General features: G+C 67.4%; 23 protein-coding genes. 7 read left to right on the forward strand and 16 right to left on the reverse strand.

Annotation, left to right across the window (positions count from 1 at the left end; translation table 11 throughout):
- Nucleotides 1–8: 8 nt before the first annotated feature.
- The 3 genes from ACAM54_RS23905 to ACAM54_RS23915 are packed head-to-tail and all read right to left on the reverse strand — an operon-like array spanning nt 9 to nt 1954.
- Nucleotides 9–362 (reverse strand): ferredoxin, encoded by a 354-nt coding sequence (locus tag ACAM54_RS23905; RefSeq protein WP_015867673.1) that lies wholly within the window; start codon nt 360–362, stop codon nt 9–11.
- Nucleotides 363–395: 33 nt separating this feature from the next.
- Nucleotides 396–1511 carry a VanZ family protein gene (locus ACAM54_RS23910; RefSeq protein WP_369649147.1) on the reverse strand — a complete coding sequence of 372 codons (1116 nt, stop codon included), beginning with the start codon at nt 1509–1511 and terminating at the stop codon, nt 396–398.
- Between the two features lie 14 nt (nt 1512–1525).
- On the reverse strand, nt 1526–1954 hold the full coding sequence (locus ACAM54_RS23915; protein WP_015867675.1) for a CopD family protein: 429 nt from the start codon (nt 1952–1954) through the stop codon (nt 1526–1528).
- A 363-nt stretch (nt 1955–2317) separates the two neighbouring features.
- On the opposite strand from ACAM54_RS23915, the gene hemB reads away from it, so the two are divergent.
- Both hemB and ACAM54_RS23925 read left to right on the forward strand, forming a co-directional pair.
- Nucleotides 2318–3307 carry a porphobilinogen synthase gene (gene hemB / locus ACAM54_RS23920; protein WP_145740538.1) on the forward strand — a complete coding sequence of 330 codons (990 nt, stop codon included), beginning with the start codon at nt 2318–2320 and terminating at the stop codon, nt 3305–3307.
- A gap of 3 nt (nt 3308–3310) precedes the next feature.
- Complete coding sequence (locus tag ACAM54_RS23925; RefSeq protein WP_145739582.1) at nt 3311–4471, forward strand: magnesium transporter CorA family protein; 1161 nt, start codon at nt 3311–3313, stop codon at nt 4469–4471.
- Nucleotides 4472–4556: 85 nt separating this feature from the next.
- Here ACAM54_RS23925 and ACAM54_RS23930 read toward each other — a convergent pair whose 3' ends face one another.
- Complete coding sequence (locus ACAM54_RS23930; RefSeq protein WP_369649148.1) at nt 4557–4925, reverse strand: DUF4148 domain-containing protein; 369 nt, start codon at nt 4923–4925, stop codon at nt 4557–4559.
- 265 nt (nt 4926–5190) lie between these two features.
- Here ACAM54_RS23930 and ACAM54_RS23935 point away from each other — a divergent pair, with 265 nt between their 5' ends.
- Nucleotides 5191–6096, forward strand: a complete 906-nt coding sequence (locus ACAM54_RS23935) for a LysR family transcriptional regulator (RefSeq protein ID WP_369649149.1) — start codon at nt 5191–5193, stop codon at nt 6094–6096.
- A gap of 18 nt (nt 6097–6114) precedes the next feature.
- Here the strand turns inward: ACAM54_RS23935 and ACAM54_RS23940 are convergent, their stop codons facing one another.
- The gene (locus ACAM54_RS23940) at nt 6115–6798 is read right to left on the reverse strand and encodes a dienelactone hydrolase family protein (RefSeq protein WP_145739576.1); all 684 of its coding nucleotides are present in this window, start codon (nt 6796–6798) and stop codon (nt 6115–6117) included.
- Nucleotides 6799–6844: 46 nt separating this feature from the next.
- Nucleotides 6845–7450: a 2-hydroxychromene-2-carboxylate isomerase gene (locus ACAM54_RS23945; RefSeq protein WP_369649150.1), complete on the reverse strand. Its 606-nt coding sequence runs from the start codon at nt 7448–7450 to the stop codon at nt 6845–6847.
- A gap of 73 nt (nt 7451–7523) precedes the next feature.
- Here ACAM54_RS23945 and ACAM54_RS23950 point away from each other — a divergent pair, with 73 nt between their 5' ends.
- Both ACAM54_RS23950 and ACAM54_RS23955 read left to right on the forward strand, forming a co-directional pair.
- Nucleotides 7524–8270, forward strand: coding sequence for an SDR family oxidoreductase (locus ACAM54_RS23950; RefSeq protein WP_369649151.1), 747 nt, complete (start codon nt 7524–7526; stop codon nt 8268–8270).
- 2 nt (nt 8271–8272) lie between these two features.
- Complete coding sequence (locus ACAM54_RS23955) at nt 8273–8926, forward strand: MarC family protein (RefSeq protein WP_015867683.1); 654 nt, start codon at nt 8273–8275, stop codon at nt 8924–8926.
- 5 nt (nt 8927–8931) lie between these two features.
- Here the strand turns inward: ACAM54_RS23955 and ACAM54_RS23960 are convergent, their stop codons facing one another.
- The 10 genes from ACAM54_RS23960 to purT all read right to left on the reverse strand — a co-directional run bounded on the left by ACAM54_RS23960 (nt 8932) and on the right by purT (nt 19789).
- Nucleotides 8932–9393 (reverse strand): EVE domain-containing protein, encoded by a 462-nt coding sequence (locus ACAM54_RS23960; RefSeq protein WP_369649152.1) that lies wholly within the window; start codon nt 9391–9393, stop codon nt 8932–8934.
- A gap of 7 nt (nt 9394–9400) precedes the next feature.
- Complete coding sequence (locus ACAM54_RS23965; RefSeq protein ID WP_369649153.1) at nt 9401–10567, reverse strand: ABC transporter substrate-binding protein; 1167 nt, start codon at nt 10565–10567, stop codon at nt 9401–9403.
- A gap of 32 nt (nt 10568–10599) precedes the next feature.
- Entirely contained in the window at nt 10600–12480 is a 1881-nt protein-coding gene (locus ACAM54_RS23970; protein ID WP_369649154.1) for a long-chain fatty acid--CoA ligase, read from the reverse strand.
- Between the two features lie 4 nt (nt 12481–12484).
- A complete protein-coding gene (locus ACAM54_RS23975) occupies nt 12485–13258 on the reverse strand; it encodes an ABC transporter ATP-binding protein (protein WP_369649155.1) in 774 nt (257 codons plus the stop codon).
- Nucleotides 13259–13739: 481 nt separating this feature from the next.
- Nucleotides 13740–14564, reverse strand: coding sequence for an ABC transporter ATP-binding protein (locus ACAM54_RS23980; protein ID WP_369649156.1), 825 nt, complete (start codon nt 14562–14564; stop codon nt 13740–13742).
- Complete coding sequence (locus tag ACAM54_RS23985; protein ID WP_145739563.1) at nt 14561–15637, reverse strand: branched-chain amino acid ABC transporter permease; 1077 nt, start codon at nt 15635–15637, stop codon at nt 14561–14563. Before ACAM54_RS23985 ends, ACAM54_RS23980 begins: the two co-directional genes overlap by 4 nt.
- A 94-nt stretch (nt 15638–15731) precedes the next feature.
- Nucleotides 15732–16607, reverse strand: a complete 876-nt coding sequence (locus ACAM54_RS23990) for a branched-chain amino acid ABC transporter permease (protein WP_192325514.1) — start codon at nt 16605–16607, stop codon at nt 15732–15734.
- Nucleotides 16608–16624: 17 nt separating this feature from the next.
- Nucleotides 16625–17455 carry a helix-turn-helix domain-containing protein gene (locus ACAM54_RS23995; RefSeq protein ID WP_369649157.1) on the reverse strand — a complete coding sequence of 277 codons (831 nt, stop codon included), beginning with the start codon at nt 17453–17455 and terminating at the stop codon, nt 16625–16627.
- A 126-nt stretch (nt 17456–17581) separates the two neighbouring features.
- A complete protein-coding gene (locus tag ACAM54_RS24000) occupies nt 17582–18523 on the reverse strand; it encodes an alpha/beta hydrolase (protein ID WP_369649158.1) in 942 nt (313 codons plus the stop codon).
- 63 nt (nt 18524–18586) lie between these two features.
- Nucleotides 18587–19789, reverse strand: coding sequence for a formate-dependent phosphoribosylglycinamide formyltransferase (gene purT, locus ACAM54_RS24005; RefSeq protein ID WP_369649159.1), 1203 nt, complete (start codon nt 19787–19789; stop codon nt 18587–18589).
- Between the two features lie 181 nt (nt 19790–19970).
- On the opposite strand from purT, the gene ACAM54_RS24010 reads away from it, so the two are divergent.
- A complete protein-coding gene (locus ACAM54_RS24010; protein WP_145739552.1) occupies nt 19971–20819 on the forward strand; it encodes a 3-hydroxybutyryl-CoA dehydrogenase in 849 nt (282 codons plus the stop codon).
- 34 nt (nt 20820–20853) lie between these two features.
- Nucleotides 20854–21669 (forward strand): crotonase/enoyl-CoA hydratase family protein, encoded by an 816-nt coding sequence (locus tag ACAM54_RS24015; RefSeq protein WP_369649160.1) that lies wholly within the window; start codon nt 20854–20856, stop codon nt 21667–21669.
- Nucleotides 21670–21680: the final 11 nt, after the last annotated feature.

Raw genomic sequence — 21680 nt, forward strand, 5'->3', positions numbered from 1 at the left:
CGAAAAGTTCAGCGCCCGACATCGGGAGGCAGCAGCAGGCGCTCGACGACCTGGCCGTTCTTCAGGTGCGAGTCGACGATCTCGTCGATGTCGTCGGCATCGACGAAGGTGTACCAGACCGCTTCGGGATAGACCACCGCCACCGGGCCGCCGGCGCAGCGGTCCAGGCAGCCTGCCTTGTTGACGCGCACCTTGCCGGGACCGGCCAGTCCCGCCTCCTTGACCTTCGCCTTGCAGCGGTCGAAACCTGCCTGGGCGTTGTGCAGGGCGCAGCAGTCTTCCCCGTTCTTGCGCTCGTTCAGGCAGAAGAAGATGTGGCGGCCGTAGTAGCCGCGCGGCGCGGCGGAAGAGGAACTGGGCATCGGGAGATTTTAGTGACGCCCGCCGCGATGCCATCAGCCTGCCGGCCGCCCCCGCCGCGACAGCGCCGCCACCACATAGGCAAGGACCGCGAACGGCCACAGCCACCCGAGCCACTGCGCCAGGCCGTGGAAGCGGATGAAGCGCCCCTGCTCCCAGGTGGCGAGGGTCTGCGCGAAATAGGCGCTCTCGGGCGCCTGGTTCAGCAGGCTCAGCTGGATCACCAGCGCCACCAGCAGCAAGGCCGCGCACAGCCGGCGCGGCGCTCCCAGCAACAGCACGCCGGCAACGAGTGCCGTCGCGATGCCGACCTGCACCGGCAGGCCCAGCCAGGCCCATGCGTGCTCGGGGCCGTAGCTCAGCGCCGCCGACAGCGCCGAGGCGCCGATGCCCGCCAGCAGCGTGAGCGGCAGCAGCACGGCACGCCGGGCGACCGTGCGCGTCACCATGAAAGCCAGCAGGCACGGCACCAGGGCGCCGAGCATCACGCACAGCAGCTCGACGGCCGGCACCAGCGGCTCCAGCTCGAACTGGCGCAGCGGCATCCAGTCGATGAAAGGCGTGTCGAGCAGCCACTCCGAGACCGCGACCTCGAGGCGCTCGAACACCTGGCCGAGCCCGAAGGTGACGGCGGCCGGGAACAGCAGCGCCAACGGCCACAGCGCGAGCAGCACCAGCGCGCCGCGCGAGTCGTCGACGAACCACTGCGAGCGCGCGCGGCTCCAGTGCGCCACCGCGCCGAGCCGTTCGAGCCCCGCCGCGAGCAGGGCCCCCAGCAGCGCGCCGGAGCTGTTCAGGCCCAGGTCGACATTGGAGGGAATGCGCGCGGGCAGATAGCTCTGCAGCGTTTCCATGGCAAAGGCCACGGCCGCGCCGGCCAGCGTGGCGCGCAGCACCGCGCGCCAGACGCTGGCGTCGCGCCGCGTTCGCAGCACCGCCAGCGCACACAGGAAGCCGAAGGGAACGTAGCCGCCCACGTTGATCGCGAAATCGAAGCCCGTCCAGTACTTGGGCCACGACGCCGACAGGTAGGCCCAGGGGGCGATGCCCTGGTCGCGCCAGTCGGCGAACGGGTACAGGCTGGCATAGACGATCAGCGCGGCGTAGGCCAGCGCCAGGGGCAGCGCGGCGGACTTGTGCTGTGTCTCCACCGTGGCTTTCGGGCTCAGAACGGCTTGACGACCACCAGCACCACGATGCCGAGCAGCAGCAGCACCGGCAGTTCGTTGAACCAGCGGTACCAGCGGTCGTTGCGCTGGGTACCTCCGGCCACGAAACGGCGCAGCAGCACGCCGCAGGCATGGTGATACCCGATCACTGCCAGCACCAGCGCCAGCTTGGCATGCAGCCAGCCGTTGCCGGGGCCGCGCCCGATGCCATAGCCCAGCCAGAGCCAGAGGCCGAAACCCAGCGCCGGAATGGCCAGGAAGGTGGTGAAGCGCAGCAGCTTGCGTGCCATCAGAAGCAAGCGCTCGCGTTCGGCCACGGACTCGGGCGGCACCATCGCCAGGTTGACGAAGATCCGGGGGAGGTAGAACAACCCCGCGAACCAACTGGCAATGAAGACGATGTGAAGAGATTTAACCCAGAGCATGGGGCCAGTTTAGTGGCGGGGCCGCGCCATGCACGCCGGGCTTTGGCGCCGGCGCGGATGCAGCGGGCAAAAAAAAGCCCGACGTCTTCACGTCGGGCTGGGAAGCCCTTTTGCTGTCACACATCAAGGCACCCGCTCAGGGAGGAAAAGCGGGGAGCGGTAAACCGCCCGCTTTTGAATTTAACAAAGGCGAAACAAAGTTTCAAGCGGCTCGGGCCAGATTCTTTGACAATTCCGCGCAAAAAAAGAGAACCTTTGGTCTACGCGTCCGGAGGGTTGTCGGACAACACTTGGCCAGCCGCTCAGCGCACGGGTGGAGGCTTCAGGCACAATTTTCCGCCTATGACGCCATCTTCCTTTGCCATGTATCCCGCCGGCCGCCCGCGCCGCCTGCGCCGCGACACCTTCACCCGCAACCTGGTCAGGGAGCATGCGCTGACGGCGCACGATCTCATCTATCCGGTGTTCGTGCAGGAAGGCGAGAAAAAACGCGACGCGGTGGCGTCGATGCCCGGCGTGGATCGCCTGAGCCTCGACCTGCTGCTGCCGGTGGCAGAGCAGTGCGTGGAGGCCGGCATTCCGGTGATGGCGCTTTTTCCGGTGATCGACGCCAGCCTCAAGACGCCCGCGGGCGACGAGGCCTTCAATCCCGACGGGCTGATCCCGCGCGTGGTCGCGGCACTCAAGTCGCGCTTTCCGGAACTCGGCGTGATGACCGACGTGGCGCTCGACCCCTACACCAGCCACGGGCAGGACGGCCTGCTCGACGACACCGGCTACATCCTCAACGACGCCACCGTGGAAGTGCTGGTGAAGCAGGCGCTCACACAGTCGCAAGCCGGCGTCGACATCGTGGCGCCGAGTGACATGATGGACGGCCGCATCGGCGCGATCCGCACCGCGCTGGAGGCCCGCGGCGACATCCATACCCGCATCATGGCCTACAGCGCCAAGTACGCGAGCGCCTTCTACGGCCCGTTCCGCGACGCCGTGGGCTCGGCCGCGACACTCGGCAAGAGCAACAAGAAGGTCTACCAGATGGACCCGGGCAACAGCGACGAGGCGCTGCGCGAGGTCGGCCTCGACATTGCCGAGGGCGCCGACATGGTGATGGTCAAGCCCGGCATGCCGTACCTCGACATCGTGCGCCGCGTGAAGGACGAATTCCGCGTGCCGACCTTCGCCTACCAGGTGAGCGGCGAATACGCGATGCTCAAGGCCGCAGCCCAGAACGGCTGGCTCGACCACGACGCGGTGGTGCTCGAGAGCCTGCTCGCCTTCAAGCGCGCCGGCGCTGACGGCGTGCTCACCTACTTTGCGCTCGACGCCGCGCGGCTGCTGCAAAAACAATAGCGCATGCGCATCTTCGAAATCGACCGCTCGCGCGTGAGCGAGCATCCGGCGCTGGCGCCTCTCGCACTGCCCGGGGCCTGTGCCGCGCAAGGCTATCTCTGGATTTCGCTCACACGCGAGGAATTCCGCGCCTCGCTGTCCGAGGTCCAGCAGATCCTGCAGTCGCTCTGCCAGGCGCAGCTGGTCGACCTGCATGTGGCGGACCTGCTCAACGACCAGCTGCCGTCGCACTACGACTACACCTCGCAATATGACGTGCTGGTGTTCCGGCGCCTCTCGAGCGGCCCTGGCCAGGCGGCGCTGGGCAACGGCAAGGGCACCACGGGCGGCGAGCCACCCCTTCCCGCGCCGTTGCGCCGCGGCCCTCCCGTATTGCGCCGGGTCGACACCCGCCCGGTGGGTTTCGCGCTGTTCGACCGCGTGCTGCTGTCGGTGCACCCCGAGGACGGCGCGGTGCGCGATGCCTTTGCCGCCCGGCTGCTCGCCGCGGGATCGCCGGACGACAAGGGCGCCCCCGCCCTCGACGTGCGCGCCACCTCGGCCCGCGTGCCCACCGGCACCGCCGACCTGATGCTGCGCGTCGTCAACCAGATCGTCGACGGCTACCTGGACATGCGCCGCGAACTCACGCGCCAGCTCGACCACTGGCAGACCGAGCTGATCGATCCGCGCAGCCGCTTCACCAACTGGGGCGCGCTGATGGAAGCCCGGCAGTCGCTGCACCACCTGGACGAGATCTGCGAAGACCAGCGCGCGGCCATCCAGGACTGGATCGATTCGCTCGAGACGCTGCCCCCGGTCAAGGGCGAGGCGGAGCAGCGCGAGCGGGAACTGATCATGGTGCGAAGCCGCGACGTGCTCGAGCACATCGAGCGCGTGGTGCACCACGTGCACCGGCTCGAACAGAACGCGGAAACCGCGGTGCAGATGCATTTCAGCGTGCAGGGCCACCGCGCCAACGACATCATGCGGGTGCTCACGGTGCTGACGGCCATCTTCCTGCCGCTCAACCTCATTGCCGGCATCTTCGGCATGAACTTCGAGTTCATTCCGCTGGTGCACAAGGCGGATGGCTTCTGGATCGCCATGATCGCGATGCTGGTGATCGCGCTGCTGCTGGTGCTGGTGTTCTGGCGCAAGCGCTACCTGGCGCGCACGCGCTGAGGGCCCCGTCCCGCTTCAAAGCAAAAAAGCCACGCAATTGCGTGGCTTTTTTGCTTACCCGCGAGGGCCAGCGGTTTCGCCGGTCTTACTTGGCGACGGCGCCCGAGCCTTGCTGGGCCTGGACACGTGCGTCCATCGGGTGGGGCATGGTCGAGACGACCTTGCTGTTGACGCGCGAACCCGAGGTCACGTTCTGGTCCGGAGCGTAGGCGGTGCGGACGGCTTCGGCTTCGACGAGCGCGCGGTCCTTCGACACGGCGACGGTTTCCGGGCCGCGCGAACCGCGGGTCACGTTCTGGTTGGGAGCCGATGCGGTGCGCACGGCTTCGGCGTTGACTTCGTCGCGGCTCTTGGTCGAGACGGCGGTGTTCACGCCTTCGTAGGATTCGGCTTGGGCGCCGGTGGCGGCCAGCAGGGTCAGGGCAGCGGCGGCGAGGATGTGCGAGGTCTTCATTTCAATTCCTTGTGTTGGTTGGATGGTTCGTCCACCAGGCTCGCTCGTTCATTCGTTCGTGCTCACCTGTGCGGCGAGTTTCCAACTGAACGGCATGTGTAAATCACGCGGAACAGAGACACGGTGTTTCCTCTATTGAAACAATGACGCACCGGCAGCATGCACACGAACCGGGCGCGCACCGGCGCCTGCAAATGCCGGGGCTTCCCCGAGAATCGAAGCGGGCGGGCCGCGGAACGGAAACAATGGGCGCTTTGACTTTGACATGGACAGTCTCGATCTGATCAGAACCTTCCGGGAAGTGGCCTCGCATGGCAGCTTCTCGCACGCGGCCAAGAAGCTCGACATGTCGAAGGCGACGGTCAGCAAGTACGTGGCGGAGCTCGAAACCCGCTTCGGCGTGCGGCTTCTCAACCGCTCCACGCGCTCCGTGAGCCTGACCGATGCCGGGCAACTGCTGCTCGAGCGCAGCACCCCGGTGCTCGAAATGGTGGAGCTCACCCAGGCCGAGCTGCAGGAGCGCGCCAGGCAGCCCGGCGGCCGGCTGCGGATTTCAGCGCCGCACGGCATGGGCAACGGCGAGTTTCCGAGCCTGCTGGCCGACTTCATGCGCTACTACCCGGACGTGAGCATCAGCCTGCAGCTGACCAACCGCACGGTCGACCTCGCGGAAGAAGGCATCGACGTCGACATCCGCAGCGGCCCGGTCGAGGACGCCAACCTGATCGTGCGCAAGCTGATGCTCATGGAGATGGTGGTCTGCGCCTCGCCGGTGTACTGGAAGAAACACGGCAAGCCCGAGCATCCACGCGACCTCGCGGCGCACGAGGCGCTCACGCATTCGCTGCTGGGCGCCCAGCCGGTCTGGCGCTTCGACGACGGCGGCGAGCCGCTGGACGTGCCGGTGAAGAGCCGCATGGACTGCACCGAGGGTGCGCCGCTGATCCGGGTCGCGATGCACGGCTTCGGCGTGATCTACCTGCCCTCGATCCTCGTGCAGTCGCACATCGAGCATGGCGAGCTGGTGCCGGTGCTGCAGGGCTATGCGCGCAAGGACATGTGGCTGTCGGCCGCCTACCTGCAGCGGCGCCACAACAGCGCGGCGCTGCGTGCGCTGCTCGACTTTCTGCAGACCCGCGTCGGCAAGGGGCCGGGCTCGCGAAAGAAATAGGCCGGGCCCCGGCCGCACTCAGCCGACGTGCTTGGCAAAGAACCCGAGCGTGCGCGTGCGCGCGAGCTTGGCGGCCTCGGCGTTGTAGGAGCCGCGCTGGTCGCAGTTGAAGCCGTGGCCCGATTCGTAGACGTGCACCTCCACCTCGGGATGCGCCTTCTTGAAGGCCTCGATGGTGTCCAGCGGGATCCAGTGGTCCTGGTTGCCGAAATGCGCGAGCACCGGCACCTTGGGCTGGCGCGCGGTTTCTTCCGGCGTGGTCATGCCGCCGCCGTAATACGGCGCCGCAGCGGCAATGCCGGGCACCAGGCTGGCGGCGCGCCAGACCAGCAGGCCGCCCCAGCAATAGCCCACGATGCCGACCTTGCCGGCTTTCGACGCATAGGCCACGGCGGCCTCGATGTCCTGCAGCACGCCGGGCGCGGGCAGCGCCTCGACCGCGGTCTTCAGCGCGAAGCCGGCCTTCATGTCCTCGTCGCTGTAGCCGAGCTCGACGCCGGGCTTCACGCGATGGAAGGTCGAGGGCGACACCGCCAGGTAGCCGTCCGCCGCATAGCCGTCGGCCACCGAGCGGATGTGCGAGTTGACGCCGAAGATCTCCGGCACCACGACCACCGCGCCGCGCGGCTTGCCGGCCGGTTCGGCCACGTAGGCGGGAAAGGTGAAGCCGTCCTTGGCTTTCAGATCGATGAATTGACCCATGTTGTCTTGCTCCTTGAATGGCAACTGAAAGGAAAAGGAATGCCGGCTACTGGCGCAGCGCGCGTTCGACGAAGTCGAGCCGGTCCTGGCCCCAGAATATCTCGCCATCGATGACATAGCTTGGCGCACCGAACACCTGGATGTCGATCGCTTCCTGCGTGTAAGCCTCGTAACGCTCCTGCACCGCCTGGCTCTGCGACTGCTCCGCGCGCTTGGGCGACAGCCCGCATTCGACGACCAGCGAATCGAGCACCTTCGGGTCGCCGATGTTGCGCTCCTGCACCCACACGGCCGCGAACACTGCCGCGCACATGCGCATGGCGGCCTCGGTGCCGTCGTGCATGTCGACCGCGATGATGACCCGGGCCGCGTCATCGCTGGCGACCGGAAAGAACTTCGGCCTGGTGTTCAGCGGCAGGCCGAGGTGGCGCGAACAGCGCGCGAGGTCGACCAGCCGGTACGCCTGGCGCTGCGGCGCGCGCTTGCCCAGCGGCAGCCCGCCCGACACCGGGAACACGCTGCCCAGGTCGATCGGCCGCACGCGCACCTTGGCGCCGGCGGCCGCGGCGATCGCGGCAAAGCGGGAATGCCCCAGATAGGTCCATGGGCTCTGTGGCGCAAAGTAATAGTCAATCGTCTTGTCAGTGCTCATGCGCTTGCCCCCGATGATGTAATCCAAGCCGACGGTTTTAACTGACACGCAGTTTCTCTGCAGGAGGTAGGTTTTGGACCAGGTGCTCTTGATCACGGGCGGCGGCCGCGGCATCGGCGCCGCCACCGCCCTGCTGGCGGCGCAGCGCGGCTACGCGGTGGCTGTCAACTACGCGAGCAACTCGCTCGCCGCCGACGAGGTGGTGCGCGCCATTCGCGCCGGCGGCGGCACCGCCATGGCCGTGCAGGCCGACGTGGGCGACGAAGCCCAGGTGCTGGCCATGTTCGAGAAGGTCGATGCCAGGCTCGGCCGGCTCACGGCTCTGGTCAACAACGCCGGCGTCGTCGACGTGCAGGCTCGCGTCGACGAAATGAGCGTGGCGCGGCTGGAACGCATGTTCCGCATCAACGTGATCGGCAGCTTCGTCTGCGCGCGCGAAGCGGTTCGGCGCATGAGCACCCGGCACGGCGGATCGGGCGGCGCCATCGTCAACGTCTCGAGCGCCGCCGCACGGCTGGGCTCGCCCGGCCAGTACGTCGACTACGCGGCCAGCAAGGGTGCCATCGACACCTTCACCATCGGCCTGGCCAAGGAAGTGGCCGCCGAGGGCATCCGCGTCAACGCGGTGCGCCCGGGCCTGATCGACACCGAGATTCATGCCTCCGGCGGCATGCCCGCCCGCGCCTTCGAGCTCGCGCCCACCGTGCCGATGCAGCGCACCGGCAGCGCCGAGGAAATTGCCGGCGCGATCCTGTGGCTGCTGTCCGCCGAAGCGAGCTACACCACCATGGCCCTGCTCGACGTGACCGGAGGGAGGTAGAAGTGAGCACCTCGATGGACCTGATCAAGCCGCTGGTCACGCTGGTGGCCATCGTCAACCCGCTGGCCATCGTGCCTTTCTTCATCCACTACACGCAGGGCTATTCGGATGCGCAGCGCCGGCACACGGTGCGCATGTCGGCCTTCAGCGCCTTCGTGGTGATTGCGGTCAGCGCGCTGATCGGGCTGCAGCTGCTGGCGTTCTTCGGCATCTCGATTGCCAGCTTCCAGGTGGGCGGCGGCCTGCTGCTGCTCATGAGCTCGCTGTCGATGCTCAACGCCAAGCCGGCCGAGAGCAAGACCAATGTCGAGGAACTGCGGGCCACCGAGGTCAAGGCGTCCATGGGCGCCTCCATTGCGGTGGTGCCGCTCACCATTCCGCTGCTCACCGGGCCGGCCACGATCTCCACCGTGGTGATCTATGCCGACAAGACGCAGCACCTGTGGGAGCTCGGGCTCCTGGTGGGCTACGGCGTGGTGGTGGCGCTGGCCACCGCGCTGGCGTTTTCGCTCGCGCAGCCGATCGCGCGCGTGCTCGGCAAGACCGGCATCAACATCATGACGCGGCTCATGGGCCTGATCCTCGCGGCGCTCGCGGTCGAGGTCATGGCCGACGGCCTGGGCAAGCTGTTTCCGATCCTGCAGCGCGTGGGCTGACTGAATCAGCCCAGCATCTTCTCGATGACTCGCCAGTGCGCGGGCTCGACCGGCGTGATCGACAGCCGGTTGCCCTTGCGCAGCACGACGAGCTCGGCCAGCTCGGGCTTGCCACGCAGCTCGGGCAGCGGCAGCAGGCGCGTCTTGCGAACGGCCTGCACGTCGACCAGCAGCCAGCGTGGATCGTCCTTCTTCGAGGCCGGGTCGTAGTAGGGCGACTTCGGGTCGAACTGCGTCGGGTCGGGCTTGATGCCCGAGGCCACGCGCGCAAGGCCTGCGATGCCGGGCTCGGGGCAGCTCGAGTGGTAGAACAGCACGCCATCGCCGACCTTCATGCCGTCGCGCATGAAATTGCGTGCCTGATAGTTGCGCACACCGGTCCAGGCCACGGTGGCGTTGGGCGCGGCGAGCGCATCGTCGATCGAGACCTCGTCGGGCTCGGATTTCATCAACCAGTAGTTGGGCATGGTCCCGCTATGGTGTCACATAGTCGGACACGACGACCCATTTCCCATCCTTGATCTGGGACAAGCGCGACTGGTCGTTGCCCAGGCGCTTGGTCGCGGTGTACGAGCTCTTGGGGCTGCCGAACATGTCGGGCTCGAAGGTCATGCTGTCCATGGACTTGATGAAGCTGTCGGTCGTGAGGTTCGGGCCGGCCTTCTGCGCCGCCTTGATGAACGAATCGATGATGACGTAGCCATACACCGAGAACACCGTCGGGTCTTCGTTGAACTTGGTCTTGTACTTGTTGGCCCAGAAGCGCAGCGGCTGCGACTGCTCGTCGGTGTAGGGGTTCTGCACCGTCATGGTGGCGTAGATGCCGTCCATGGCCTTGCCGCCGAGCTTGTGGATCAGGTCGGTGTAGGACGCGCTGGAGCCCAGGAAGGTCGGGTTGAAGCCGGTCTTGCGCGCCTCGCCCACGGTGCCGATGGTCTCGCGGATGATGGTGCCGAGCACCACCAGGTCGCAGTTGGCGGCCTTCATCTTGGCGACCTGCGAGCTGAAGTCGGTGGCGCCGCGCTTGAACGAGGTCTTCTCGGCCAGCTCCATGCCGGCGGTCTTCAGGCCCGCCTCGGCGCCGCGCAGCACCTCGAGCCCGAATTCGTCGTCCTGGTAGATGGTGCAGACCTTCTTGTCGCCCTTCTCCTTGATCATCTTCGGCAGCGCGAGGCGGATCTGGTCGTAGTAGGTGGCCGCGAACGAGTACTTGAGCCGGTTCAGCGGCTCGTACATTTCGCGCGCCGCGGTGATCGGCATGAAGTTGACGATGTTCTTCTCGAACTGCACCGGCATGGCTGCCATGTTCTGCGCCGTGCCGATGTGGCCGGCCATGATGAAGATCTTCTCCTGGTTGACCAGCTTCTGCGCCGCGAGCACGGCCTTCTTCGGGTCGTAGCCCGAGTCCTCGACGAACAACTTGAGCTTGCGGCCGTGGATGTTGCCCTGCTCGTTGAGTTCGTCCACGCGCAGCTGCATGCCGTTGCGCGCCTGCTTGCCGAAGCCCGCGAGCGGGCCCGACAGGTCCTGGATGGTGCCGATGCGGATCTCGTCCTTGCTCACGCCCTGCTGCTGCTGCGCGGACGCGAACGCTGCGGCCAGGCCCAGCACGGCCAGGGTCGTCACTGTCTTGAGCTTCATGGGGTTGTCTCCTCGGGTTGACGAAAAATGAATCAGCGGTACATCGCCTCGATGCGCTCGGCGTACTTGGCCTGGACCAGCTTGCGCTTGAGCTTCATGGTCGGCGTGAGCTCCTCGTCCTCTGCGCTCAGCTGCGTTTCGAGCAGGAAGAACTTCTTGATCTGCTCGACCCGCGCAAACTTCGCGTTGACGCGGTCGATCTCGCCCTGGATCAGGTCCCGCACCTCCTGCGCGCGCGTCAGGCTTTCGTAGTTGCTGAACGGCACGTCGTGGTCCTGCGCAAACTTCTCGACGTTCTCCTGGTCGATCATGACGATCACCGTGAGGTAGGGTTTCCTGTCGCCGATCACCACTGCGTCGGTGATGTAGGGGCTGAACTTGAGCTCGTTCTCCAGCTCGCTCGGCGTGATGTTCTTTCCCCCTGCCGTGATGATGATGTCCTTCATGCGGTCGGTGATGCGGAAATACCCTCCCGCGTCGACCGTTCCCACGTCGCCGGTGTGCAGCCAGCCGTCGGCGTCGATGGTCTCGGCCGTCTTCTCGGGCAGGTTGAGGTACCCCATGAAGACATTGGGGCCGCGCACCAGGATTTCGCCGGTCTGCGGATCGAGGCGCACCTCGTTGTAGCTGGTGGCCGGGCCGATCGAGCCCGGCATGATGCGCGAGGGCGGCACGCCGGTGGAGGCACCGCACGATTCCGTCATGCCCCAGACCTCCAGCATGGGCACACCCAGCGCGAGGTACCAGCGCACGAGCTCGGGCGAGATCGGCGCCGCGCCGGTCACGAGGAAGCGCGCGCGGTGGATGCCGATGAGCTTGCGAACGTTGTCGAGCGCCAGCCAGCGCGCCAGGCGGAACTTCAAGCGCAGCCAGGCACCCACCGGCTGGCCCTGGAGCACGCGCTCGGCAATCTGCCGGCCGACGCCGATGCTCCAGCCGTAGGCGACCTGCTGCAGCCGGCTCGCCTCCTTCAGCGCGATCATCACGCCCGAATAGAACTTCTCCCACACGCGCGGCACGGCGGTGAACACGGTGGGCGAGATCTCGCGCACGTTCTCGGGCACCGTCTCGGGGTTCTCGACGAAGTTGAGGATCGAGCCGGTGTACATCGCGAAGTATTCGCCGCCCATGCGCTCGGCGATGTGGCACAGCGGCAGGAAGCACATGCGCTCGTCGCCCTCGCCCTGCGCGAGCAGCGTGTTGTAGCCGCGCATGGTGTAGACCAGCCCGCGGTGGCTGTGCATCGCGCCCTTGGGCTTGCCGGTGGTGCCGGAGGTGTAGACCAGGATCGCGAGGTCTTCCGGGCGGCAGGCGGCGACGCGCTGCTCCAGCGCCTGCGGATGGGCCTGCAGGTGGTCGCGGCCGAGTGCGCGCAGCACGTCCAGGCTGATGACGCCCGGGTCGTCGAGGTCGCGCAGGCCTTCCATGTCGAACACGACGACCTTGCGCAGCATCGGCAGCCGCGCGCGCACTTCGAGCGCCTTGTCGAGCTGCTCGTCGTCCTCGACGAAGAGCACGGTGGTGCGGGAGTCCTCGCAGAGGTAGTGCACCTGCGAGGCCGCGTCGGTGGGATAGATGCCGTTGGACACGCCACCGCAGCTGAGCACGGCGACGTCGCACAGCACCCATTCGATGACGGTGTTGGCAAGGATCGAGGCGCATTCGCCCGGCCCGAAGCCGAGCGCCAGCAGGCCGCCCGCAATCTCGTGCACGGCTTCGGCGGTCTGCCGCCAGGTCCAGGCGCGCCAGATGCCGAATTCCTTCTGCCGCATCCAGACCTTGTCGGCGCGCAGCTCCACGGCCTTCCAGAACACGGCGGGGATGGTCTCGCCCGGCACGACGATGCCGGGACTCGGCTGCAGATGCGCCAGGTCCCAGAGGCCTGCTGGAGCGCGCAGGGCAGTCGTGCTCATGCCTTCATCTCCAGGTCTTCTTCTTTTTCCAGCGCCGCTCGCCGCGCACGCCGTCGTCCTTGACGCCGAGGTAGAACTCCTTGATGTCCTCCTTTTCGCGCAGGCGTTCGCAGGTATCTTCCATGACGATGCGGCCGTTCTCGAGCACGTAGCCGTGGTCGGAAGCGTTGAGCGCCATGTTGGCGTTCTGCTCCACGAGCAGGATGGTGGTGCCGCGCTCGCGGTTGATGCGCACGACGATCTCGAAGATCTCTTTCGTCAGCTTGGGGCTGAGACCGAGGCTGGGCTCGTCGAGCAGGATCAGATGCGGCGCGGCCATGATGGCGCGCGAAATGGCGAGCATCTGCTGCTGGCCGCCCGAGAGCAGGCCGGCATCCTGCGCGGCCCTTTCGCGCAGGATGGGGAAGTAGGTGTAGACGCTCTCCATGTCGCGCGCCACGCCGTCGCGGTCCTTGCGGGTGTAGGCGCCCATCAGCAGGTTGTCTTTCACCGACAGCAGCGGAAACACCTCGCGGCCTTCGGGCACGTGGCTCAGGCCCTGCTGCACGATGTAGGCCGGGTCCTTGGCGGTGATGTCCTTGCCCTGGAATTCGATGCTGCCTTTTCTCGGGTCGATGATTCCCGAGATCGTTTTCAGGATGGTTGTTTTTCCTGCGCCATTCGAACCCAGGACAGTCACTATTTCGCCCTGCCTGACTTTCAGGCTCACGCCGCGGATGGCCTTGATCGGGCCGTAGGCGCTTTCGACGTTGAGCAGTTGGAGGACGACGTCGGTCATGGCGTCGTCCCTCGAACGTTCGACGAGGGCGGGGAGCGGCGTTGGAGCCCATGCCCCGGCCGGGCCGACGTCACCGGCCGCTTCGCGGCTCCCCTGCGCTGCTCGCGACAGGCGGGGTCTCGCAGAACTCGCTCCACTGCGTTGCGCTCAAACAGCTGCGAGCCCTGATCCGCCTGTCGCTGCGCTGCTCGGCGGTGCCTCAACGGCCCGCCCGGGGCATGGGCCCCAACGCCGTGGACAGGCTCAGGGTATTTCCTCCACCCCGAAGCCCGGTGTGCGGTGCGGGGCGGGCGCCCCCTCTGTGCCGCCGAGGAGCGCAGCGTTTCGCGGATCAGGGCTCGCAGCTGTCTGAGCGAAGCGAGTTCTGCGAGACCCCGCGAAACGCGAGCACCGCAGGGAAGCCGCGAAGCGGCCGGCATAGTGGGGGCGATCGCGTCGCGCCGCATACCGGGCGTCTCCAACGAAGCAGCGGACACAGCCTTCATGCCACCCTCCTCAAGCTGCTCACGTCATCCACAGTCCCAAGATAGGCTTCGATGACACGTGCGTCTGCCTGCACCTCGCGTGGCGTTCCGGTGGCCAGCACCTCGCCCATGTTCATCGCGAGCACGCGGTCCGACACCTTCGACACCAGAGACATGTCGTGCTCGACCATCAGCACCGACACCCCCAGCTCATGCTGGATGTCCTGGATCCAGAACGCCATGTCCGCCGTCTCTTCGACATTGAGCCCGGACGATGGCTCGTCGAGCAACAGCAGCTTGGGCTCGGTGCACAGCGCGCGCGCGAGCTCCACCACCTTGCGAACGCCGTACGGCAGGCCAGCCACCATCGAATCGCGGTGATGCTGCAGGTCCAGCAGATCGATCACCTGCTCCGCTTTCTCGCGCGCCTGAATCTCGGCACGCCGCGTGGCCGGCGTGAAGAACACCTCGCTCCAGAAACCCGTCTGCCGATGCGTGTGGCGGCCGATCAGCAGGTTGTGCAGGACCGTGGCGTGCTCGAAGAGTTCGATGTTCTGGAAGGTGCGCGCAATGCCGAGCGCGGCAATCGCGTGTGGCGCCTGGTGCGTCAAGGCCAGCGGCCCGGCCGCCCCGCCATGCCACGTGATCTCGCCCATTGTCGGCGTGTAGATCCGGCTGATCAGGTTGAACACCGTCGTCTTGCCCGCGCCGTTCGGTCCGATCAGCGTGAACACCTCGCCGCGCCGCACGTCGAAGCTCACCTTGTTGACCGCGAGCACGCCGCCGAAGCGCACGCTCAGGTCCTTCGCCGAAAGAAGAATGTCGCCGCTGCTGCTCGTCATCTCAATCGGTCCGACTTGGTGAACGACTTCTGCCGCTTGAACAGCCCCTTGCGGTAGAACGGAAAGAGCTGCAGCCAGGTGCGGATCTTGAGCCAGCGGCCATACAGCCCCAGCGGCTCGAACAGCACGAAGGCGATCAGCACCAGCCCGTACACCAGCCCCTGCAGACCCGGCGCCTGCCCGATCACGGCCGGCAGCCAGTCCTTGCCCATCGAGATCAGCTGCGGCATCGCGATCAGGAAGATCGCGCCCAGAAACGCGCCATGCACCGAGCCCAGGCCGCCGATCACCACCATCAGCAGCAGGTCGATCGACTGCAGGATGTTGAACTGGTCCGGCGAGATGAAGCTCAGCTTGTGCGCATACAGCGCGCCGCCCAGGCCCGCGAGCGCGGCCGAGATCGCGAACGACATCGTCTTGTAGCGCGCCAGGTGAATGCCCATGCTCTGCGCCGAGATCTCCGAATCGCGGATCGCCACGAAGGCGCGGCCGGTCGGCGAACGCAGCAGGTTCAGGATGCCGAGCGTGCTGAGCACCGCCACCACCAGGCACAGGAAGTAGAAGCCATTGCCCGACCCGAGCGACCAGCCGAACAACTGCGGCGGCTTCACATGCAGCCCCGCGTTGCCGCCCGTCACGCTCTCCCAGCGCGCGAACACTTCCTCGACGATGAAGCCGAACGACAGCGTGGCGATGCCCAGGTAGATGCCCTTCACGCGCAGGGCCGGCAGCGCGACCACCACGCCCACCGCCGCCGACAGCGCCGCGGCCGCGAGCAGCGCAATCGGAAACGGCACGCCCAGGTTGGTCAGCACCCCTTGCGTGTAGGCTCCCGCGCCAAGGAAGGCCGCATGCCCGATCGAGAACTGCCCCGTGAAGCCCGCCAGCAGCATCAGGCCCAGTCCGACGATGCCGTAGATCAGCACGAAGGTCAGCTGCGCGAGCCAGTACTCGTCGATCGCCCAGGGCGCGGCGACGAGGAACGCGGCGAGCAGGCCATACCAGAAAACATGGCCGCCGTGCTTGGCGAGGCGGATGTCCTGGTCGTAGCTGGTCTTGAAGATGAAGCGCATGAATCAGGTCCGTCGCCGGGCCGCCCCAAGGCGGACCTGCGCCCCCTCGGGGGGCAGCGAGTACACGAAGTGACGAGCGTGGGGGCACATGCTTCTACACCTTCTTGCGCAGCTTCTCGCCAAAGAGACCGTTCGGCTTGATCATGAGCATCAGCAGCACCACGATGTACGGCGCCGTGTCCTTGAAGCCGTCGGGCAGGTAGAAGCCCGCGAACGATTCGACGATGCCGATCACCAGCCCGCCGACGATGGCGCCCGGCAGGCTGCCGAAGCCGCCCACCACCGCGGCCGGAAAGGCCTTGAGCCCGATGAAGCCCATGTTCGCGTGGACGAAGGTGATGGGCGCAAGCAGCATGCCGGCAATGGCCGCGACCGCCGCCGCGAGCCCCCACACCAATCCGTTCAGGCGCTTCACCGGAATGCCCATGTAGTACGCCGCGAGCTGGTTCTGCGACGAGGCCTGCATCGCGATGCCGAGCTTGCTGTAGCGGAACATCGCGAACAGCAGGCCGCAGAGGATGGCCGTGGCGATGATGATCGCGAGCTGCTCGAGGTTGACCACCAGCCCGCCCAGCTTCCAGATCTGGTCCTTGTAGGGCACGGGCAGCGTGTGGGTGTCGGTGCCGATGCCCGGCACCATGGTGATGAGCCCGCGCGCCACGTAGGCGATGCCGATGGTGAGCATCACGATCGAGAATTGCGGCTGCCCGAGGATCGGGCGGATCACCACCAGTTCGAGCAGCACGCCGAAGGCCGCCATCGCCACCACCGCGAGCAGGGCCGCGAGCCAGAACGGCATCCCGAACAGCGACATGCCGGCAAACGCGCCGAAGGCGCCGAGCATCATCAGGTCGCCCTGCGCGAAGCTCACGGTTTCGGTGGCCTTGTAGATCAGCACGAAGCCCAGCGCGATCAGCCCATAGATGCAGCCTTGTGCAATGCCCGACAGCAGGAGTTGGAGGATCTGCATGGGGCCTCTTCTTGCGGCTACTGCCTGAAGCCGCCGGCTGCGTCGTGCAGCGCGAGGCGGCGCGAGCCGGCCAGGATGTCGCTGGGCTTCAGGCCGTAGACCTGGCGGATCGAATGGCTGAAGTGCGTCGAGTCGGGGTAGCCGGTGTCCAGCGCGATGTCGGTCAGCGTGCTGGCCTGGCGCACATGGCGCAGCAGGCTGCGCGCGCGCTTCCAGGCCCGGAAGGCGCGAAACGCCATGCCGGTTTCCTGCTTGAACAGATGCAGGAAGCGCGAGAACGACAGGTGCACCGAGGCCGCGCAGTCCTCGGCCGAGGCAGGTGCGGCCGGGTCGGCGTTGATGGCGTCGATGACCTTGCGGATGCGCGCATCGAGCGCGCGCGGCGCCAGCGGCGCGCCGAAGAACAGCGCATCGAAGTCGAAGCCGTCGAAGTCCGTGCCGCGGCCCGATGCGGCGAGCAGGTGCGCATGGACATTGCGCATGCGCCGCACGAAGGCCGGCGCATCGACCGGCCCGCAGTGCTGCATGAAGGCCGGCATCCGGGCGGGATCGACCGACTCCGATTCGATCAGCAGGTTGAAGATGAGCGGATGCGCGCTTTCCACGCGGTGCGGCACCTGCGGCGGCACCACCAGCAGCTCGCCCGCCTGCCAGGCGCCGCCGCCGACGCACAGGCGGTTCGGCGGCGCGCCGGCGGGCGACACGTACACCCCGTACCCGCCCATGGTGCGCTCGGCCGCGGCCCCGAGCAGCCCGGCGTAGAACACACGCTGGTGCGTGAGCCACATCAGGCGCTCCCCGCGCTGCGCGCCGCCGCTTTCCGGCGGCGCCGCCTTCGTTCGCTGCATGGTGTCTGTCTCCTGCATCGGGCCGCCGCCGGCCCGGGGCCGGCGCTGCGTTGGCTGGATCGTAGCGGCGGGGGCCGGCTGCGCGGCGTGCATTTGCGCGGGGACTTTCCCTAGGGCTTGCTGGCGCTATGGCGCGAGCGCGCGGCGAAGCTCGGCGCAGCACAGCGCGATGGCCGTATCGGCCTCGTCGAGCACCTTGCCCATGGTGATGAAGCCATGGATCTGGCGCTCGAAGCAGGCGTACGCGGCGCGGTTGCCGGCGGCGGTCAGCGCCTCGGCGTAGGCCATGCCTTCGTCGCGCAGCGGGTCGTAGCCGGCGGTGAGCACCAGCGCGGGCGGCAGGCCCGAGAGATCGGCGCACAGCAGCGGCGACGCGCGCCAGTCGAGGTCGTGCCGGGGGTCGTCGATGTAGTGGTCGTGGAAGTACGCCATCGTGTCGCGGGTCAGCAGGTAGCCCTGGCCGTTGGCCTGGTGCGAGGGATGGCCGCGGCGCATGTCGGTGGCGGGATAGACCAGCAGTTGGAAGGCGATGGGCAGGTCGCCGGCATCGCGCGCGGCAATGGCCGCCACCGCGGCGAGGTTGCCGCCCGCGCTGTCGCCGCCCACCGCGAGGCGGCTTGCATCGAGGCTGAGCGAGGCGGCCTCGCGGCGCACCCAGCGGGTGGCGGCCAGCACGTCGTCGACGGCAGCCGGGAAGCGATGCTCGGGCCCCATGCGGTAGTCGACCGACACGACCGCGCAGCCCGCGCCGTCGGCAAGCGAGCGGCACAGCACGTCGTGCGTGTCGAGGTCGCCGATGACCCAGCCGCCGCCGTGGAAGTACACGAGCACCGGCAGCGCGGCATGGGCCAGGGAACCCAGCGGGCGGTAGAGCCGCACCGGGATGGTGCCGTACGGCCCGTCGGCCTCCAGTTCGCGGACTTCGGCGACCGGCGGGGCCTCGGGTTGGGTGGTGGCGCGGCGCTCGCGATAGAAGGCGCGCGCCTCGGCCGGCGAAAGCGTGTGCGTGGGCGGGATGCCGCGCGCCTCGATGAAGTCAAGCAAGGCGCGCGCCTGGGGGTGCAGCATGGTGTCTCCGGTGGATCGGTCCGACCATGCCCGCGCCGCCCTGGCGCGGCTTGCGAAAACTGGCTAAGCCTTGCGCGGCTTCACGCGCGAGGCGGCTTCCTTGGCCAGCCTGCGGGCCGTGCCGGTGTCGGCCGCATGCACCAGCGCCACGCCCATGCGGCGCTTGGCAAAGCTCTCGGGCTTGCCGAACAGACGGATGTCGCTGCCGGGCACCTGCAGCGCCTCGGCCACGCCGTCGAAGGCGATGCCGGCAGCATCCACGCCGCCATAGATCACGGCGCTGGCACCGGGGCTCTTGAGCGAGGTGTCCACCGGCAGGCCGAGGATGGCGCGCGCATGCAGCTCGAACTCGTTCTGCCATTGCGTGGCCATGGTCACCATGCCGGTGTCGTGCGGACGCGGGCTCACTTCGCTGAACCAGACCTCGTCGCCCTTCACGAACAACTCGACGCCGAACAGGCCCTGGCCTCCCAGGTCGGACGTGACGGCCTCGGCAATCTGCTGCGCCTTCTGCAGCGCGGCCGGCGCCATCGGGTGCGGCTGCCAGCTTTCGACGTAGTCGCCGCTCACCTGCACATGGCCGATGGGTTCGCAGAACCGGGTCTCCACCGCGCCGGCCGCGTCCCTGGCGCGCACCGTGAGCAACGTGATCTCGTAGTCGAAGTCGATGAAGCCCTCGACGATCACGCGGCCGTGGCTCACGCGGCCGCCGGCCATGGCGTAGTCCCAGGCCTTCTGCACGTCGGCCGGGCCGTCGATCTTGCTCTGGCCCTTGCCGGAGCTGCTCATCACGGGCTTGACGATGCAGGGATAGCCGATGCCCGCGTCGATGGCGGCCTGCAGCTCGGCCAGCGAGTCGCAGAACTTGTAGGGGCTGGTGGGCACGCCCAGCGTCTCGGCGGCCAGGCGGCGGATGCCTTCGCGGTCCATCGTGAGGCGGGCGGCGCGGGCGGTGGGAATCACGCGCACCACGCCGGCGTCCTCGAGCTGCTGGAGCATCGGCGTGGCGATGGCCTCGATCTCGGGCACCACGAGCTGCGGCTTCTCGGCCTCGATCAGCGCCTTGAGCTGCTCGGGGTCGCTCATGGTGATGGTGCGCGCATGGTGCGCCACCTGCTGGCCCGGCGCGTTCTCGTAGCGGTCGACCGCGATGGTCTCCACGCCCAGGCGCTGCAGCGCAATCAGCACCTCCTTGCCGAGTTCGCCGGAGCCCAGCAGCATCACGCGGGTGGCCGAGGGGGAAAGAGGGGTGCCGAGGGTGGTCATGGTCGGAGTCGAAAAGAGGGAAGAAAAAGCAATCGCCGCACTGTAAGCCACCCGCGGGCCACCGGTGTCACGCGCGGCAACGGCGGGCCGGGCGGGGCTGCTTCACAATCGATCTCCTGCCGCGGTGGCGCGTCCACCCGCTCCCTCTTTTTTCCGCTTTCATTCTTCAAGGAGTTTTCTCATGACGATTCAGACCGTCGGCATCATCGGCGCCGGAACAATGGGCAACGGCATCGCGCAGGCCTGCGCGGTGTCGGGCGTCAACGTGGTGATGATCGATGTCGCCCAGGCGGCGGTCGACAAGGGCCTGGCCACCATCTCGGGCAGCCTCGACCGGCTGATCAAGAAGGAAAAGCTCACGGCCGAGCAGAAGACTGCCGCGCTCGCGCTGATCAAGGGCTCGACCGATTACAACGACCTGAAGGGCGCGCAGCTCGTGATCGAGGCCGCCACCGAGAACCATGCGCTCAAGCTCAAGATCCTCAAGCAGGTCGACGAGCTGCTGGCGCCCGAGGTGATCATCGCCTCCAACACCTCGTCGATCTCGATCACGCAACTGGCCGCCGCCACCTCGCGCGCCGACCGCTTCATCGGCATGCATTTCTTCAACCCCGTGCCGATGATGGCGCTGGTGGAGCTGATCCGCGGCTACCTCACGAGCGACGCCACGCACGATGCCGTCAAGGCGCTGGCCGAGAAGCTCGGCAAGTCGCCGATCACGGTGAAGAACGCGCCGGGCTTCGTGGTCAACCGCATCCTGGTACCGATGATCAACGAGGCCTTCTTCGTGCTGTCCGAAGGCATCGCGACGGCCGAGGACATCGACGCCGGCATGAAGCTGGGCTGCAACCAGCCGATCGGCCCGCTGGCGCTGGCCGACATGATCGGGCTGGATGTGTGCCTGGCCGTGATGGAGGTGTACCTCGAGCAGTTCGGCGATTCCAAGTACCGGCCCTGCCCGCTGCTCAAGGAGATGGTGGCTGCGGGCCAGCTCGGGCGCAAGACCGGGCGCGGCGTGTACACCTACTGATCTGGCGTCCGACAAGAACAAGGAGACAAACGCCATGACCGCGACACCCACCACCCCGCCGGCAGAAGGCTGCATCGACACCCAGGTGCTCGGCCACGTGCTCTTGATCGGCATCAACCGCCCGGCCAAGCGCAACGGCTGGACGCCGCCGATGTTCAGGCAGCTGGCCGAGGCCTACACCCGGCTCGACGACGACCCGGCGCTGCGCGTGGGCGTGCTGCATGCCTTCGGCGACCACTTCACGGCCGGGCTCGACCTGCCGGCGGTCGCCGAGTACATGAAGCGCGGCGAGAAGGCGATTCCGGCGGGCCTGGTGGAGCCGCACGACTTCGGCCTGCCCGGCTACCGCCGCCGCACCAAGCCGATGGTGGCGGCGGTCAAGGGCATCTGCTTCACGGTGGGCATCGAGCTGATGCTGGGTGCCGACATCGTGGTGGCGGCCGACAACTGCCGCTTCTCGCAGATGGAGGTGCAGCGCGGCATCATGGCCACGGGCGGCGCCACGCTGCGCATGGCCGAGCGCGCGGGCGTGGGCAACGCCATGCTGCATTTGCTGACGGCCGACGAGTTCGACAGCGCCGAGGCCTATCGCCTGAACTTCGTGCAGAAGGTGGTGCCGGCCGGGCAGGAGCTCGACGCGGCGCTGGCCATTGCGCAGCGCATCGCGGCGCAGGCCCCGCTGGCGGTGGTGGCCACGCGGCTCAACGTGATCAAGGCCGTCGAACAAGGACCGCTCGCGGCCGTCTCGGAATTCATCGAGACACAGAAGCGGCTGTCGAACAGCGAGGACGCGGCCGAAGGCGTGCGTTCCTTCGTCGAGCGGCGGCCCGCGCGCTTCAGCGGCCGTTGACGCTGCCGGCG

Origin of the sequence: Variovorax sp. V93 (genome assembly GCF_041154485.1) — a bacterium.
GTDB classification, from domain to species: domain Bacteria; phylum Pseudomonadota; class Gammaproteobacteria; order Burkholderiales; family Burkholderiaceae_C; genus Variovorax; species Variovorax beijingensis_A.

Coding starts and splice junctions, on each gene's coding strand:
- ACAM54_RS23905 (WP_015867673.1), bottom strand. CDS start 362: ATGCCCAGTTCCTCTTCCGCCGCGCCGCGCGGCTACTACGGCCGCCAC.
- ACAM54_RS23915 (WP_015867675.1), bottom strand. CDS start 1,954: ATGCTCTGGGTTAAATCTCTTCACATCGTCTTCATTGCCAGTTGGTTC.
- hemB (WP_145740538.1), top strand. CDS start 2,318: ATGTATCCCGCCGGCCGCCCGCGCCGCCTGCGCCGCGACACCTTCACC.
- ACAM54_RS23925 (WP_145739582.1), top strand. CDS start 3,311: ATGCGCATCTTCGAAATCGACCGCTCGCGCGTGAGCGAGCATCCGGCG.
- ACAM54_RS23930 (WP_369649148.1), bottom strand. CDS start 4,925: ATGAAGACCTCGCACATCCTCGCCGCCGCTGCCCTGACCCTGCTGGCC.
- ACAM54_RS23935 (WP_369649149.1), top strand. CDS start 5,191: ATGGACAGTCTCGATCTGATCAGAACCTTCCGGGAAGTGGCCTCGCAT.
- ACAM54_RS23940 (WP_145739576.1), bottom strand. CDS start 6,798: ATGGGTCAATTCATCGATCTGAAAGCCAAGGACGGCTTCACCTTTCCC.
- ACAM54_RS23945 (WP_369649150.1), bottom strand. CDS start 7,450: ATGAGCACTGACAAGACGATTGACTATTACTTTGCGCCACAGAGCCCA.
- ACAM54_RS23960 (WP_369649152.1), bottom strand. CDS start 9,393: ATGCCCAACTACTGGTTGATGAAATCCGAGCCCGACGAGGTCTCGATC.
- ACAM54_RS23965 (WP_369649153.1), bottom strand. CDS start 10,567: ATGAAGCTCAAGACAGTGACGACCCTGGCCGTGCTGGGCCTGGCCGCA.
- ACAM54_RS23970 (WP_369649154.1), bottom strand. CDS start 12,480: ATGAGCACGACTGCCCTGCGCGCTCCAGCAGGCCTCTGGGACCTGGCG.
- ACAM54_RS23975 (WP_369649155.1), bottom strand. CDS start 13,258: ATGACCGACGTCGTCCTCCAACTGCTCAACGTCGAAAGCGCCTACGGC.
- ACAM54_RS23980 (WP_369649156.1), bottom strand. CDS start 14,564: ATGACGAGCAGCAGCGGCGACATTCTTCTTTCGGCGAAGGACCTGAGC.
- ACAM54_RS23985 (WP_145739563.1), bottom strand. CDS start 15,637: ATGCGCTTCATCTTCAAGACCAGCTACGACCAGGACATCCGCCTCGCC.
- ACAM54_RS23990 (WP_192325514.1), bottom strand. CDS start 16,607: ATGCAGATCCTCCAACTCCTGCTGTCGGGCATTGCACAAGGCTGCATC.
- ACAM54_RS23995 (WP_369649157.1), bottom strand. CDS start 17,455: ATGCAGCGAACGAAGGCGGCGCCGCCGGAAAGCGGCGGCGCGCAGCGC.
- ACAM54_RS24000 (WP_369649158.1), bottom strand. CDS start 18,523: ATGCTGCACCCCCAGGCGCGCGCCTTGCTTGACTTCATCGAGGCGCGC.
- purT (WP_369649159.1), bottom strand. CDS start 19,789: ATGACCACCCTCGGCACCCCTCTTTCCCCCTCGGCCACCCGCGTGATG.
- ACAM54_RS24010 (WP_145739552.1), top strand. CDS start 19,971: ATGACGATTCAGACCGTCGGCATCATCGGCGCCGGAACAATGGGCAAC.
- ACAM54_RS24015 (WP_369649160.1), top strand. CDS start 20,854: ATGACCGCGACACCCACCACCCCGCCGGCAGAAGGCTGCATCGACACC.